At 41.3% G+C, this 15,671-nt stretch carries 15 protein-coding genes; 13 read left to right on the top strand and 2 right to left on the bottom strand.

Going from position 1 to position 15,671, the window contains the following annotated elements; translation table 11 throughout:
• Nucleotide 1 precedes the first annotated feature (1 nt).
• The 5 genes from purF (at nt 2) to purH (ending at nt 5,435) form a co-directional block, all read left to right on the top strand.
• Nucleotides 2-1,444 carry an amidophosphoribosyltransferase gene (gene purF / locus BTU61_RS01765; protein ID WP_200772088.1) on the top strand — a complete coding sequence of 481 codons (1,443 nt, stop codon included), beginning with the start codon at nt 2-4 and terminating at the stop codon, nt 1,442-1,444.
• A gap of 22 nt (nt 1,445-1,466) precedes the next feature.
• Nucleotides 1,467-2,489: a phosphoribosylformylglycinamidine cyclo-ligase gene (gene purM / locus BTU61_RS01770; RefSeq protein WP_045762506.1), complete on the top strand. Its 1,023-nt coding sequence runs from the start codon at nt 1,467-1,469 to the stop codon at nt 2,487-2,489.
• Between the two features lie 184 nt (nt 2,490-2,673).
• Complete coding sequence (gene purN, locus BTU61_RS01775; protein ID WP_200772089.1) at nt 2,674-3,222, top strand: phosphoribosylglycinamide formyltransferase; 549 nt, start codon at nt 2,674-2,676, stop codon at nt 3,220-3,222.
• A gap of 24 nt (nt 3,223-3,246) precedes the next feature.
• The gene (locus BTU61_RS01780; protein WP_200772090.1) at nt 3,247-3,873 is read left to right on the top strand and encodes a hypothetical protein; all 627 of its coding nucleotides are present in this window, start codon (nt 3,247-3,249) and stop codon (nt 3,871-3,873) included.
• Nucleotides 3,874-3,887: 14 nt separating this feature from the next.
• Complete coding sequence (purH, locus tag BTU61_RS01785) at nt 3,888-5,435, top strand: bifunctional phosphoribosylaminoimidazolecarboxamide formyltransferase/IMP cyclohydrolase (protein WP_200772091.1); 1,548 nt, start codon at nt 3,888-3,890, stop codon at nt 5,433-5,435.
• 181 nt (nt 5,436-5,616) lie between these two features.
• On the opposite strand, the gene BTU61_RS01790 is transcribed toward purH, so the two are convergent.
• Nucleotides 5,617-6,159: a TetR/AcrR family transcriptional regulator gene (locus BTU61_RS01790; RefSeq protein ID WP_200772092.1), complete on the bottom strand. Its 543-nt coding sequence runs from the start codon at nt 6,157-6,159 to the stop codon at nt 5,617-5,619.
• A gap of 167 nt (nt 6,160-6,326) precedes the next feature.
• On the opposite strand from BTU61_RS01790, the gene BTU61_RS01795 reads away from it, so the two are divergent.
• A complete protein-coding gene (locus BTU61_RS01795; RefSeq protein ID WP_200772093.1) occupies nt 6,327-6,836 on the top strand; it encodes an HXXEE domain-containing protein in 510 nt (169 codons plus the stop codon).
• A gap of 148 nt (nt 6,837-6,984) precedes the next feature.
• On the opposite strand, the gene BTU61_RS01800 is transcribed toward BTU61_RS01795, so the two are convergent.
• A complete protein-coding gene (locus tag BTU61_RS01800) occupies nt 6,985-8,004 on the bottom strand; it encodes a GBS Bsp-like repeat-containing protein (protein ID WP_200772094.1) in 1,020 nt (339 codons plus the stop codon).
• A 183-nt stretch (nt 8,005-8,187) separates the two neighbouring features.
• Between BTU61_RS01800 and purD the strand changes: the two genes are divergently transcribed.
• From purD to purB, 7 genes are all read left to right on the top strand, one after another.
• Nucleotides 8,188-9,453 (top strand): phosphoribosylamine--glycine ligase, encoded by a 1,266-nt coding sequence (gene purD, locus BTU61_RS01805; protein WP_200772095.1) that lies wholly within the window; start codon nt 8,188-8,190, stop codon nt 9,451-9,453.
• A gap of 199 nt (nt 9,454-9,652) precedes the next feature.
• Nucleotides 9,653-10,144, top strand: coding sequence for a 5-(carboxyamino)imidazole ribonucleotide mutase (gene purE, locus BTU61_RS01810; RefSeq protein WP_200772096.1), 492 nt, complete (start codon nt 9,653-9,655; stop codon nt 10,142-10,144).
• Entirely contained in the window at nt 10,131-11,222 is a 1,092-nt protein-coding gene (gene purK / locus BTU61_RS01815; protein WP_200772097.1) for a 5-(carboxyamino)imidazole ribonucleotide synthase, read from the top strand. The genes purE and purK overlap by 14 nt, the downstream gene beginning before the upstream one ends.
• A 15-nt stretch (nt 11,223-11,237) precedes the next feature.
• Nucleotides 11,238-12,716 carry an HAD family hydrolase gene (locus BTU61_RS01820; protein ID WP_200772098.1) on the top strand — a complete coding sequence of 493 codons (1,479 nt, stop codon included), beginning with the start codon at nt 11,238-11,240 and terminating at the stop codon, nt 12,714-12,716.
• A 21-nt stretch (nt 12,717-12,737) separates the two neighbouring features.
• Nucleotides 12,738-13,790 (top strand): DNA-processing protein DprA, encoded by a 1,053-nt coding sequence (locus tag BTU61_RS01825; protein ID WP_200772099.1) that lies wholly within the window; start codon nt 12,738-12,740, stop codon nt 13,788-13,790.
• Between the two features lie 192 nt (nt 13,791-13,982).
• Nucleotides 13,983-14,210 (top strand): phosphoribosylaminoimidazole carboxylase, encoded by a 228-nt coding sequence (locus BTU61_RS01830; RefSeq protein WP_200772100.1) that lies wholly within the window; start codon nt 13,983-13,985, stop codon nt 14,208-14,210.
• Between the two features lie 53 nt (nt 14,211-14,263).
• Nucleotides 14,264-15,562 (top strand): adenylosuccinate lyase, encoded by a 1,299-nt coding sequence (gene purB / locus BTU61_RS01835; protein WP_200772101.1) that lies wholly within the window; start codon nt 14,264-14,266, stop codon nt 15,560-15,562.
• Nucleotides 15,563-15,671: the final 109 nt, after the last annotated feature.

Below are 15,671 nucleotides of genomic sequence, written 5' to 3' on the forward strand. Positions count from 1 at the left end.
AATGACATACGAAGTAAAATCTCTTAATGAAGAATGTGGTGTTTTTGGGATCTGGGGTCATCCAGATGCTGCTAAATTAACCTATTTTGGTCTTCATAGTCTACAGCACCGTGGTCAGGAGGGGGCAGGAATCCTCTCCAATGACAAGGGGACTTTGAAACGCTATCGAGATATGGGTCTCTTATCAGAAGTCTTTAAAAATCCTGTGAATTTGGATAAATTAACAGGTACAGGAGCGATCGGGCATGTGCGTTATGCGACTGCGGGAGAAGCTTCCGTGGATAACATCCAGCCTTTTCTCTTTCGCTTTCACGATATGCAATTTGGACTGGCGCATAATGGGAATTTGACCAATGCTGCATCATTGAAAAAAGAGTTGGAACAAAGAGGAGCTATTTTTAGTTCGACCTCAGATTCCGAAATTTTAGCTCACTTGATTCGCCGTAGCCACAATCCGAGCCTTATGGGGAAAGTCAAAGAAGCTCTCAGCCTTGTCAAGGGTGGTTTTGCCTATCTTTTGATGTTTGAAGATAAGTTGATTGCAGCTCTTGACCCAAATGGTTTCCGACCACTTTCTATTGGGAAAATGGCTAATGGAGCTGTCGTTGTTTCTTCTGAAACTTGTGCTTTTGAAGTGATTGGTGCAGAGTGGGTGCGCGATGTGAAACCAGGTGAAGTGGTGATTATCGATGATAAGGGCATCCAATACGATACCTACACGACGGATACACAGTTAGCGATTTGTTCGATGGAGTACATCTATTTTGCTCGACCTGACTCAAATATTCATGGAGTCAATGTTCATACAGCTCGTAAGAGAATGGGTGCACAATTGGCGCGTGAGTTCAAGCATGAAGCGGATATCGTGGTTGGGGTGCCAAATTCCTCACTCAGTGCAGCTATGGGCTTCGCGGAAGAATCTGGCCTGCCAAATGAAATGGGCTTGATTAAAAACCAATACACGCAACGGACCTTTATCCAGCCAACTCAGGAATTGCGTGAGCAAGGTGTACGGATGAAATTGTCTGCCGTTTCTGGTGTCGTTAAAGGAAAACGGGTTGTGATGATTGATGATTCGATTGTTCGTGGAACGACGTCTCGGAGAATTGTTCAATTGTTGAAAGAAGCAGGGGCAACAGAAGTTCACGTTGCTATTGGTAGTCCAGCCTTAGCTTATCCTTGCTTTTACGGGATTGATATTCAGACGCGTCAGGAGTTGATTGCGGCCAATCATACGGTTGAAGAAACTCGCCAAATCATTGGGGCAGATAGTTTGACCTATCTCTCTATTGAGGGTTTGATTGATTCTATCGGTATCGAGACAGATGCACCAAACGGTGGTCTTTGTGTCGCTTACTTTGACGGGAAATATCCAACCCCATTGTACGATTATGAGGAAGAATATCGTAGAAGTTTGGATGAAAAGACAAGTTTTTATCGATAGGAAATGAAAAGGAAGAAATAAAATGACAAATAAAAATGCATACGCGCAGTCTGGTGTAGACGTTGAAGCGGGTTATGAAGTTGTTGAACGAATCAAAAAACACGTGGCTCGTACAGAGCGTGCGGGTGTCATGGGAGCTCTTGGTGGTTTCGGTGGTATGTTTGACCTTTCAAAGACAGGTGTTAAAGAACCCGTTTTGATCTCAGGTACAGATGGTGTCGGAACGAAACTCATGCTGGCTATCAAGTACGACAAGCATGATACAATTGGTCAAGACTGTGTGGCTATGTGTGTTAACGATATCATCGCTGCAGGTGCTGAACCCCTTTACTTTCTCGACTATATCGCAACTGGTAAGAATGAACCAGCTAAACTAGAACAAGTTGTTGCTGGTGTGGCTGAAGGATGTGTGCAAGCTGGTGCAGCCCTCATTGGTGGTGAAACTGCTGAAATGCCTGGTATGTATGGTGAAGATGACTATGACTTGGCTGGGTTTGCTGTTGGTGTTGCAGAAAAATCTCAAATTATCGACGGTTCAAAAGTAGCTGAAGGGGATGTGATTCTTGGACTTGCCTCAAGCGGAATCCACTCAAATGGTTACTCACTTGTTCGTCGTGTCTTTGCTGATTACACAGGTGAAGAAGTTCTCCCAGAATTGGAAGGCAAAAAACTTAAAGACGTTCTTTTGGAACCAACCCGTATCTACGTCAAAGCAGCTTTGCCACTCATCAAAGAAGAATTGGTTAACGGTATTGCCCACATCACAGGTGGTGGTTTCATTGAAAATGTACCACGTATGTTCGCAGATGACTTGGCTGCTGAAATTGACGAAAGCAAAGTCCCTGTTCTTCCAATTTTCAAAGCCCTTGAAAAATATGGCCAAATCAAACATGAAGAAATGTTTGAAATCTTCAACATGGGGATTGGTCTCATGCTTGCGGTTAAACCAGAAAATGTGGAACGTGTCAAAGAACTTCTTGACGAACCGGTTTATGAAATCGGTCGAATTGTGAAGAAGACAGATGCAAGTGTGGTGATTAAATAATGGTGCTATCACCATTTTGTACGGAGAAATTGTAGAAAGGAGTGTTTAGTTAGTATGCCTAACTGAACACGGGACTCATTTTCTAGGAAAAAAGAGAAATCATTTTGTGTGCAAGCACCCAGCAATGATTTCCTATTTTTCTACGAAACTGTTCGGCTAGCCGAAACGTCCCTTTGTATCGAATATGAAGATTGCTGTATTTGCCTCTGGCAACGGCTCAAACTTTCAGGTGATTGCAGAACAATTTCCAGTAGAATTTGTCTTTTCAGATCACCGGGATGCCTATGTCTTAGAACGTGCCAAAAACCTAGGTGTGGCTAGCTATGTCTTTGAACTCAAGGAATTTGACAATAAAACGGCTTATGAAGAAGCTATCGTCAAACTCTTGGATGAACACCAGATTGACTTGGTTTGTTTGGCAGGTTATATGAAAATCGTTGGCCCAACCTTGCTTGCAGCTTATGAAGGTCGTATCATCAATATCCATCCTGCCTATCTTCCAGAATTTCCAGGTGCTCATGGTATTGAGGATGCTTGGAACGCTGGTGTTGACCAGTCTGGTGTGACCATTCACTGGGTGGATTCTGGTGTGGACACTGGTAAGGTTATCAAACAAGTCCGTGTTCCTCGTCTTGAAGGTGACGCCCTTGAGACTTTCGAAACTCGCATCCACGAAGCGGAGTACAAGCTCTATCCAGAAGTGTTGGAGAGTTTGGGTGTGGAGAGGAAGTAAAAGATAGATAGAAGAGGAATAAAAATGACAAATAAAGATAGTTTTAATGGTGGCACTAATATTGGTGTAGGAAATACTGCTGGTGGAGATATATATGTTGCTGGTAGAGATGTTCATATTCAAAAAAATGGTGAAGAAAGACCAGTTGCTAAGTATGAAGCGAAGGTAATTTGGAAGACCCCTTTAACTAAGTCTGTTCTAAGTTTAAGTGGAATACTCAGTTCATTAGCCAGTGCTTTTACAATTTTCAAGAGCATTGAACCATTAATAAATTGGTTTAGAAATTCAAAGACGGGACAATTTAAGGGAATTAATGAAAATTTTGTGTTCATCTTTTTAGGAATTTTCTTGTTGACGATTATTATTTTTTATTTACGATCTATTACAAGTAAAGAGACCAGATACCCTTTGATGTTTAATTATGCACTTAGTGGAATTGGAAATAGGTTGAGTATAGAGAAAGTTGAAGTTGCTGCCTGTCCAATCTGTAATGGGAAAATGAAATATTACAATAAACCTATTGCGTGGGATAGAATAATAGACTCAAATGGGAATGAGAAGCGTATTGTGACTGAGAGGGTTCCAGCATTGGAGTGTAAAAGAAATAGTAAACACTGGGCTGAAGTTGATCCAGCAGAAGATAAAGTATAACATAAGGAGAAAAAATGACTAAACGAGCACTTATTTCAGTCTCAGACAAAGCGGGCATTGTTGAATTTGCCCAAGAACTTAAAAAACTTGGTTGGGACATCATCTCAACAGGTGGGACCAAAGTTGCCCTTGACAATGCTGGTGTTGATACCATTGCAATTGATGATGTGACTGGTTTTCCAGAAATGATGGACGGTCGTGTGAAGACTCTCCACCCAAATATCCACGGTGGTCTCCTCGCTCGTCGTGACCTCGATAGCCACCTTCAAGCGGCTAAGGATAATCAGATCGAACTGATCGATCTTGTGGTGGTCAACCTTTACCCATTCAAGGAAACCATCCTTAAACCAGACGTGACTTACGCTGATGCGGTTGAAAACATCGATATTGGTGGGCCATCTATGCTTCGTTCAGCAGCAAAAAACCACGCTAGCGTAACAGTTGTTGTAGACCCTGCTGACTATACTGTTGTTCTTGACGAATTGGCAGCAAATGGTGAAACCACTTATGAAACTCGTCAACGTTTGGCAGCAAAAGTATTCCGTCATACAGCTGCTTATGATGCCTTGATTGCGGCATACTTCACAGCTCAAGTGGGTGAAGAAAAACCTGAAAAACTCACTTTGACTTATGACCTCAAGCAACCCATGCGTTATGGTGAAAACCCTCAACAAGACGCAGACTTCTATCAAAAAGCTCTTCCAACGGAATACTCTATTGCATCTACTAAACAGCTAAACGGTAAGGAATTGTCATTTAACAATATCCGTGACGCTGATGCTGCGATCCGGATCATCCGTGATTTCAAAGACCGTCCAACCGTTGTGGCTTTGAAACACATGAATCCATGTGGGATTGGTCAAGCTGACGATATCGAAACAGCTTGGGACTACGCTTATGAGTCTGATCCAGTATCCATTTTCGGTGGTATCGTTGTTCTCAACCGTGAAGTGGACGCTGCGACAGCTACGAAAATGCACGGTGTTTTCCTTGAAATCATCATTGCACCAAGCTATACGGACGAAGCGCTTGAAATCTTGACAACTAAGAAGAAAAACTTGCGCATCCTTGAATTGCCATTCGATGCTCAAGATGCGAGCGAAGTGGAAGCAGAATACACTGGTGTTGTTGGTGGTCTCCTCGTTCAAAACCAAGACGTGGTCAAAGAAAGCCCAGCTGACTGGCAAGTGGTGACCAAACGCCAACCAACTGAGACAGAAGCGACAGCTCTTGAATTTGCTTGGAAGGCTATCAAGTATGTCAAGTCAAACGGAATCATCGTGACCAACGACCACATGACACTTGGTGTTGGTCCTGGTCAAACTAACCGTGTGGCTTCCGTCCGCATCGCCATTGATCAAGCTAAAGACCGTCTTGATGGCGCTGTTCTTGCTTCAGATGCCTTCTTCCCATTTGCAGATAACGTGGAAGAAATCGCTAAAGCAGGTATCAAGGCTATCATCCAGCCAGGTGGATCCGTCCGTGACCAAGAGTCTATCGAAGCGGCTGATAAACATGGTTTAACCATGATCTTTACAGGGGTAAGACATTTTAGACATTAATGGGTATTTAAAAATTAGCTCATTCTCAACTATGATGAATGATTTATTGCTAACAAAAAGAGAAGATACAAGCGGTCTTCTCTTTTTGTATGTCTAAAATAATAAGCGTTTTAGTTTTAGAAATCATTAAAACGATTTGTGAGAATTGTTCGTAACTAATCTTGAAAAAACAGTTTCTCACTTAACTATCCTTCATACGTTTTATGGTGTTTAAGGCTGTAGTGACTAGCTCGTTAACAGGCATTTCCTGACAATCTCCTTTTAACCATTCATCAAAAATATTGTAGAGACCGCCACCTATGAATCTACTATCATAGGTGATTTGTCTTTGATTACTGTTTGTAACATGCCAAGGTGCCATGACAGTGGTATAAGCAGCAGAAAGCTTATCATAAGACCTTTGCAAGATAAGCACGAGCAAGTTTGCGTCTTGCAAAATTTTTAATGGCTCAGTGTACTGGCTCCAATAATGAAAGAAAAGGTTCACTAAATCTTCAAAATTAGTCAGCTTTTCTGTTTGAAGTTTGCTAATATAGTCTAGGATTAAGCGGTCTAAATAATTCGTAAGAACTTCCTCTTTTGAATGGTAATAACGATAAAACGTCCGTCTAGCAATTTGAGCATGCTCGCTGAGTTCAGCAATGCTGATATTTTGGAGAGACTTCTTAGTTGCTAATAAATCGAACAAGGCTTCCTCCAGCCATTGTCGTGTTTGATATTCCATGGTATTTTTCCTTTCCTGTCACATTTTTGGTCAAACTGTGCCAATTTCACTCAACCTCTTGTTTTTGTAACAGTTTGTCTTTATACTAAATGTATTGCGCGTGATATATGATTATCATTTATTCTTAACATTGTACAATTGTTAGTTGTTAGTAAGGAGGTAAAGAGATGAGCATTCTTTTTAATGTTTGGATGCTGCCTATTTTATTTATTTTACATGATTTTGAAGAGATGATCTTTATGCCCTTGTGGAAGAAACGGCATTATCAAAAGTTACTGACTTTTAAGAAACCATTTTTTGGTTCTGTCACACAGGGTTCTGCCTTTGCAGTAGGTGTTTTAGAGGAATTTATCATCCTGGTGTTTATTTCTGGATTCTGTCAAATAACTCACAACAGTTTACTCTATTTATCTTTTGTAATAGCTTATACAGCTCATTTCATCATCCATTATATCATGTGCCTGCAATTTAGGGGCTATGTTCCCGGTGTTGTCACAGTAACCCTAGAACTACCAATGGTTTTAATGATTATTTCCCATTATTGGCCTTCTGAGGTTTCTCTGCTGTCAGTCATTTCATATCTTTTCGTAGCGACGGCATTAGCCTATACGAATCTTAAGGTCATGCACCAAATTATGCCAAAAATTCAAATAAGCTTAGAAAGTTACATGAAATAACATTCAATAATATCCGTGACCAAGAGTCTATCGAAGCGAATGATAAACATGGTTTAACCTGATCTTTACAGGGACAAGACATTTTAGACATTAATCAAAACAGGCACGCATCAATAGATGGGTGCCTGTTTTGCTGGTCATGAAGACCTTAATCGGGATAGATATAGGTGACCGTTCCCCAGACGGGATTGGTCGGGTCAAACCAACCGCGGAAGTTGTCGATATAGCGATGGCCGTTGTAATTAGCCTCTTGAATCTGAATTTTTTGATCGTGTTCGACGTCTGTTACAAGAGCGACGTGGCCATATCCTCCATTGTCCCAACAGGCGATGGCGCCGACCTCTGGGATATCTCCTGTCCGGAATCCCGCAGCGCGTGCACTGGCTGCCCACATGCCACCATTTCCCCACCAATTGTGGGCCCAAGGGGCTAATTCTTTAGCACCCCAGGTGCACTCACCAATGGGGTAGGTGTTTCCTGGATGCGTTGCGAGTGGAGTGAGCTTTGGCCTTGCCTTTTCCACTTGAAAGGTAGTTGGGAACATGCCTTGTAGTTGCCCCTTCTTTTTCTGGTAGACGTGAAGGTGAAATAGGCCACTTCCCTTGTGTTTTTGGGCATGAAAGCGCAGTTGGAAATGTCCTGGTGCGATCTTCTTTGCGGGGTACCAGACCAGATCGTCCTGCCCGTTTTCTTCAGACCAGATGGGAAAGACAATCTCCTCCACATCCTCGAATAACTTCAGGTCTACCTCGAATTCTTGTGAGGAGACCGGTTTGATCGTGATCTTGGGTTGGGAAGAAGCTAGGTCTTTTTCTTGGACGCTGGTCGTGAGAGGGTAAAGCCCAGCTACTTGTCCATTGCCCTCGACGCCATAGACATGGACATGGTAAAGCCCAGCTTGATCAGAATGGTTGGTCAAAGGCACTTGTAGGTCGAATCCCTTGTCACTGCGTTCCACAGGATACCAAATCAGGTCATCTTGTCCATTTTGATCAGACCAGATGGGGACTTGAATCTTTTGGTACTTCGCTGGAACATTTCCAAGATGGATCATGAGTTTCCCTTTTTCTGCATAGATAGCATTGGTCGCTTGATCGGCATGAGCCAAGGCTCCTTGCATCCCCCAGGTGGCGCAAGTCAGTAATACGAATTTTTTAATGGTTTGCATAATACTCCTTTTCGTTAATTTAGTAGGTCTCACTTATACTATTCGGAAAAGAATGCAGAAATGGGTTTGAAAAGGAAAAAAGTTTGGATTCTACTGTATTTCAGGGAGATTCACTGAAATTAATAGAATAAAGCGAACGATTATGATATAATTTAATAAAATAATTCGCAAAAGAGGTTCGAAATGAAACTTTTGGTTGTTGGATCTGGCGGTCGTGAACATGCGATTGCCAAGAAATTATTGGAGTCTAAGGACGTTGAGCAAGTTTTCGTGGCTCCTGGTAATGACGGGATGCGATTAGACGGTCTGGATTTGATCAATATCGGAATTTCCGAACATTCTAAGCTGATTGACTTTGCAAAAACGAACGATATTGCTTGGACCTTCATTGGCCCAGATGATGCCCTGGCGGCTGGGATCGTGGATGATTTCAATGCGGCAGGACTCAAAGCATTTGGTCCTACCAAGGCTGCGGCTGAGCTGGAGTGGTCTAAGGATTTTGCTAAGGAAATCATGGTCAAATACGACGTTCCAACAGCAGCCTATGGCACATTTTCCGACTTTGAGAAAGCCAAAGCCTATATCGAGGAGAAAGGTGCTCCGATCGTCGTCAAGGCAGATGGCTTGGCCCTTGGGAAAGGTGTCGTCGTTGCGGAGACAGTTGAGCAAGCAGTAGAAGCAGCTCACGAGATGCTTTTGGACAATAAATTCGGTGACTCAGGTGCGCGTGTAGTCATTGAGGAATTCCTGGACGGGGAAGAGTTCTCTCTCTTTGCCTTTGTTAATGGTGACAAGTTCTACATCATGCCAACAGCGCAGGACCACAAACGTGCTTATGATGGCGACAAGGGTCCCAACACTGGTGGGATGGGTGCCTATGCGCCAGTTCCTCACTTGCCACAGAGCGTGGTTGACACAGCGGTTGACACTATTGTCAAGCCAGTCCTTGAAGGTATGATTAAAGAAGGTCGTCCTTATACTGGTGTCCTTTACGCTGGTCTTATCTTGACAGCTGACGGCCCTAAAGTCATCGAGTTCAACTCTCGCTTCGGCGATCCTGAGACGCAAATCATCTTGCCTCGTTTGACATCTGACTTTGCGCAAAATATCACTGATATTTTGGATGGTAAAGAGCCAGCCATCACTTGGACCGACAAGGGTGTGACACTTGGTGTGGTTGTAGCCTCAAACGGCTATCCACTGGCTTATGAGAAGGGTGTTAAACTTCCTACCAAGACAGAAGGCGACATCATCACTTACTATGCAGGTGCTAAGTTCGCTGAAAATGAGGAAGACCTTCTTTCAAACGGAGGACGTGTTTACATGTTGGTCACCACAGCAGACACCGTCAAAGACGGCCAAAACATCATCTACAACGAACTCGACAAGCAAAACACAGAAGGCCTCTTCTACCGAACCGATATCGGTATCAAGGCGATAAAAGATTAACAGATATTATTTTTGCCATGGCGAGCGAAAGCGAGCCAAACTAGGATAATGGTCGCCGTGGTGAGAAGACCAGAACAGATCCTGTTCTGGTCGGGGGAAACTTTGAGACCTTAGGCTCAACGTTTAGGAATGAAACCGAAGGTTTGCTTCCATCCCCACCACCTAAGACCATTATCAAAAAGAAGAAAAAGGGAAAATTATGACTAAACCAATTATTTCCATCATCATGGGCTCAAAATCCGACTGGGCAACCATGCAAAAAACAGCAGAAGTACTAGACCGTTTTAGTGTAGCCTACGAAAAGAAAGTTGTTTCCGCACACCGGACGCCGGATCTTATGTTCAAACATGCGGAAGAAGCACGTAGTCGTGGTATCAAGGTCATCATCGCTGGTGCAGGTGGGGCTGCTCACTTGCCAGGGATGGTTGCTGCTAAAACAACCCTTCCAGTCATCGGTGTGCCCGTCAAATCACGTGCTCTTAGCGGTGTGGATTCACTCTATTCTATCGTTCAGATGCCAGGTGGGGTGCCTGTCGCAACCATGGCGATTGGTGAAGCTGGTGCGACCAACGCAGCCCTCTTTGCCCTTCGTCTTCTTTCAGTAGAGGACCAGGCTATTGCGACAGCTTTGGCGGATTTCGCAGAAGAACAAGGAAAAATCGCAGAGGAGTCGACGAATGAGCTCAACTAAAACAATTGGTATCATAGGTGGTGGTCAACTCGGTCAGATGATGGCGATCTCAGCTATCTACATGGGACACAAGGTTATCGCTTTGGACCCAGCAGCTGATTGCCCAGCCTCCCGTGTGGCGGAAATTATCGCAGCCCCTTACGACGACGTAGAGGCTCTTCGTCAATTGGCGGACCGCTGTGATGTTCTCACTTATGAATTTGAAAATGTGGATGCTGACGGTTTGGATGCTGTTATCAAAGAAGGACAGCTTCCACAAGGGACTGATCTGCTTCGCATCTCTCAAAATCGGATTTTTGAAAAGGACTTTCTCTCAAATAAGGCTCAAGTCACCGTTGCACCTTATAAGGTTGTAACTTCAAGCCAAGATTTGGCGGACATCGACCTGTCGAAAAACTATGTCCTCAAGACTGCGACCGGTGGTTACGATGGCCATGGTCAAAAGGTTATTCGTTCAGAAGCAGACTTGGAAGAAGCTTATGCTCTAGCCGATTCAGCCGAGTGTGTTTTGGAAGAATTTGTCAATTTCGACTTGGAGATTTCTGTCATCGTGTCTGGGAATGGTAAGGACGTGACAGTCTTCCCTGTTCAGGAAAATATCCACCGTAACAATATCCTCTCTAAGACCATTGTGCCAGCACGTATTTCAGCGAGTCTAGCTGAAAAAGCCAAAACCATGGCAGTGCGAATCGCTGAACAACTGAACCTCTCTGGTACCCTTTGCGTGGAAATGTTTGCAACGTCTGATGATATTATTGTCAACGAAATTGCGCCACGCCCGCATAACTCAGGGCACTATTCAATCGAAGCCTGTGACTTCTCACAATTTGACACGCATATCTTGGGAGTTCTCGGAGCACCACTTCCAGCAATCCACTTACATGCGCCTGCCGTCATGCTCAATGTTCTCGGCCAGCATGTCGAGGCTGCTGAAACATATGTCACAGAAAATCCAAGCGCCCACCTCCACCTATATGGTAAAATAGAAGCGAAGCACAACCGCAAGATGGGACATGTGACTTTGTTTAGTAATGTGCCGGATGAGGTTGAGGAGTTTGGGAAAGGGATTGATTTTTAGGAGAACCAAGTAGATATGACATTTGATAATAAAATATATGAACAGGAATTGATGAAATCATTTAATATTGCTCAGTTTGATTTTGTTGAAGAAGGTCTGCCACTACCAATTTTTTATGGTTCTCTATTTAATCGAGAACAAAACATGGAATTTGAGCAGCAGAATAACTTTTATCTTGTAAAAACAAAGTATTCAATTGTTGATAAAACTCTTATTGCTGAACGTAATCAATCAAATGGAGAACAAAAATTTGACTTCAATAATAAGCTTGATTTACAAAAATTAGAAATTAAATTTAATAAATTTGAAAAAAGATTTAAAGAATTTGTAAATTTGGAATATAATAAAATTTGTTATTTGGGGATTCCTAGTTCTGAGTGTGGTGTCTATAATATTCCTCAAATTTTAGCCAAGATAATGAATCCTAATCAAGAAATTGAGTTAATAAGAACCATAACAAAGGATAAGACTCATATAGAGAATGGTAAACGTCAAATTTTATTTGATGAGATTACAAAAGGATTAGAATTGCAAGGAGTAGGTGAATCTTGGTGGGAGAAATTTGACTTTGTAGTCGTAATTGATGATGTGACAACTACCGGAAGTTCTTTTAGAATGATTGATAAATATCTTATCAATAAAGGAGTTCCAAAAGAAAAAATTGTGAATTATTCTCTTTATAAACATCAAAAGGTTGAGAAATGGAATAGTATTGTTGAGAAATATAAGCACTTTGAAAATCCTAGATTAAATTCTCAAATAGACCTAATAATTTGGGATTTTGATGAGACAATTGTTGATTCAAGAAAAAGGAATGTAGAATTTGAAAGTACAATCAATGATAAGATGAAGCTTAAGAAAGGAAACAAATATTTCAAAAATGGGGAAACTTTTTATAGAGCCTCCCCAATATATTCTATTTATCCAGGTTTGGAAGAGATATTTGAGTTTCTTGCTAATGATGGAATGATTTATGAAATTATATCAAATAGATATTATTTAATGGAAAAGCTATTTTATCAAGAGAAATTAAGAAAGAAAATTTTTCCTAAGGACGAGGGTGATGGGTGCCAATATGTTAGTTATAAAACTAACGGTGAATATACTAACTATGAAAAATGTTGTTGGCTAGTTCCGACTTTTGAAACAAAAATTGATGATTATACAATCAAGTATTTGAAACCATCTCCTGAAACAATTAAAAATGGAGTGGAACTTACTCTAGATACGATAGAGCCTACACGAATTATTGGAATAGGAAATACCAAAAATGATATTATTGCTTATAAAGCAGCTGGCCTTGAAACAGTATTAGTTACATGGGGGATCCACTATAGATTTGGTCGGGACTATGGTGCAGATCATGTGTTTCACAATCCAAGACAATTGTTGGATTTTCTGAAAAAGAATACTTCAGGAATATACTCGTCAAAGGATTTTGACGATATTATTTCTTTAGTTGCAGAACCTCAAGTTAACTTCGATGATAACTAATTTTAAAAAAAGTAAAAAAATATGGTTGAGAATTATAGCTTAAGTACTAAAATTATTGCCCTTAGTAGGCTAAAAGGGATGGGAAGAAAAAGAATTGCTGATTTTCTAGAAGAAGTTTTTTCAAAAAAAGGAAGCTATGACTTCACTTTTGAGGATATTTATAGTAGTAAGATAAGTCAGTTAAAGAATTTAATTGAAAATGATTTGACTAATTCTAGTTGGAATTTTCAATGTAATAAAGCGAAAGAAATTATTGATAATAGTTTAGAAAAACAAATAGTTACGATTAATTTTAGTGATGTTGAGTATCCTAAAGAGCTAGCTGTTTTGCCCAAAAAACCATTAGTATTATTTGTTAAAGGGAATATAGAGTTACTCACAGATACTAAAAAAGTAGCAGTAATTGGAACTAGGCAACCAAGTCTTTTTGCCCAAAAGATGACTTCAAAGATTACAGAGCAGTTATCTAAATTAGATTACACAGTTGTCAGTGGTCTTGCTGTAGGGTGTGACTCCTTGGCTCATGAAATGGCGAGTATTACAAATGGTAAAACTATAGCTATTTTAGCTCATGGCTTAGATGTTCCAATTTATCCTAAAGTAAACCGTCCACTAGCTGATGACATTTTACGTAATGGTGGGACCTTGGTATCTGAATATCCTATTGGAACAACTTTAAGGCCTAGTTATTTGGTTGAACGTGATGAATGGCAAAGTGGTATGAGTTTAGGAACAATTACTATCGAATCGTCAAATAGTGGTGGAAGTAGACATGCAACCTATAAAGCCTTAGAACAAGATAGAGCATTAGCCGTTCTTGATCATACTCTCTTTAAGAATGGCAATGGGTGGCAAGTATATTTTTCAAATGATTCTGCTATTTCTTTAAATCAACAATTGTTAGCAGAAAAAAAAGCTTTTCCTCTCTACTCGTTAGATAGCATATTTGAATTTGATAAAAAAATGCAAGCAATAAAAGAAAAAGTAAATAAAAAATATATTCATCTTACAACCAATAAAACTATTGTAAAAACCAACAAGCAAGGTAACATTATTCAGACTTCTCTTTTTTAGTTATGGTTTCATCGGTTTATAATATAGATTTTGTTTTATATTTTATAAAAACATTGTGACTAGTAAATAAATAATATTAAGTTCATATAGATTTAACCTAGAACGTTAATTGTTAATATTATAAAATAGAAAGGAACAGGAGTACTCGTATTTTCTAAAACGGAATACAGTATTCGGATTTAATCAATTTTTATGATTCAACTCATCGTTAATGCATTTGTTGAAAAAGATAAGACGGGGGCAGTCGTCGAAGTTTTGTATGCTAGTAGCGATCACGAAAAAGTGAAAGCCAAGTATGAAGAGCTAGTTGCTCAATATCCTGAAAACTATTTAGCTATCTATGATGTCCCGCTGGATACAGATTTGAATACACTGGGTCACTATCCATCTGTATGGATTGGGAAAGAAGAATTTGAGTAAGCGACAGTCAGTTGCTAGCTGATGTGAAACATCAACAGAAAGGAAAAGAAAACATGATTGATAGATATAGCCGCCCAGAAATGGCGAACATTTGGAGTGAAGAAAATAAATACCGTGCTTGGCTTGAGGTGGAAATCTTGGCTGACGAGGCATGGGCTGAGTTGGGGGAAATTCCTAAAGAAGATGTAGCTTTGATTCGCGAAAAAGCGGATTTTGATATCGACCGTATTTTGGAAATCGAGCAGCAAACTCGTCACGATGTGGTTGCCTTCACACGTGCGGTTTCTGAGACTCTTGGTGAAGAACGTAAGTGGGTCCACTATGGTTTGACGTCTACTGACGTGGTCGATACGGCCTATGGATACCTCTACAAGCAAGCCAATGAAATTATCCGTAAGGACCTTGAAAACTTCACTAAAATCGTGGCAGACAAGGCGAAAGAACACAAGTTTACGATCATGATGGGTCGTACCCACGGTGTGCACGCTGAACCTACAACATTTGGCCTTAAATTGGCAACTTGGTACAGCGAAATGAAGCGCAACATCGAGCGTTTCGAGCATGCGGCTGCTGGTGTGGAAGCTGGTAAGATTTCTGGTGCGGTTGGTAACTTTGCCAACATCCCACCATTTGTCGAAAAATACGTCTGCGACAAGCTTGGTATCCGTGCCCAAGAAATCTCTACACAGGTCCTCCCTCGTGACCTTCATGCTGAGTATTTTGCAGTTCTTGCTAGCATTGCAACCTCTATCGAGCGGATGGCAACGGAGATCCGTGGTCTTCAAAAATCTGAACAACGTGAAGTGGAAGAGTTCTTTGCCAAAGGACAAAAAGGTTCTTCAGCAATGCCTCACAAACGCAACCCTATCGGTTCTGAAAACATGACAGGTCTTGCGCGTGTTATCCGTGGTCATATGGTCACAGCGTATGAAAATGTCTCACTCTGGCATGAACGGGATATCTCTCACTCATCAGCTGAGCGGATCATCACACCAGATACAACCATCTTGATTGACTACATGCTCAATCGTTTTGGAAACATCGTTAAGAACTTGACCGTCTTCCCAGAAAACATGAAACGCAACATGAACTCTACGTTTGGTTTGATCTTCAGCCAACGTGCTATGTTGACTTTGATTGAAAAAGGCATGACGCGTGAGCAAGCTTACGACCTTGTTCAACCGAAGACTGCCCAATCATGGGATAACCAAGTAGACTTCAAGCCCCTTCTTGAAGCAGATCCAGAAGTGACTTCACGTCTCACTCAAGAAGAAATCGACGAGATCTTCAACCCAACTTACTACACCAAACGGGTGGATGAAATCTTCGAACGCATCGGTTTGGGTGACTAATCGCAACGAAAAGCGGGAATTTGAAAAATAGACGAAAAGAGGCTGGGACAAAAGTCCTAGCCTCTCATTTGTCTTTGGAGTGTCTAGCAGGACGCAGTGGTTGAGTGCT

Origin of the sequence: Streptococcus lactarius, assembly GCF_016642265.1 — a bacterium.
GTDB lineage: Bacteria > Bacillota > Bacilli > Lactobacillales > Streptococcaceae > Streptococcus > Streptococcus lactarius.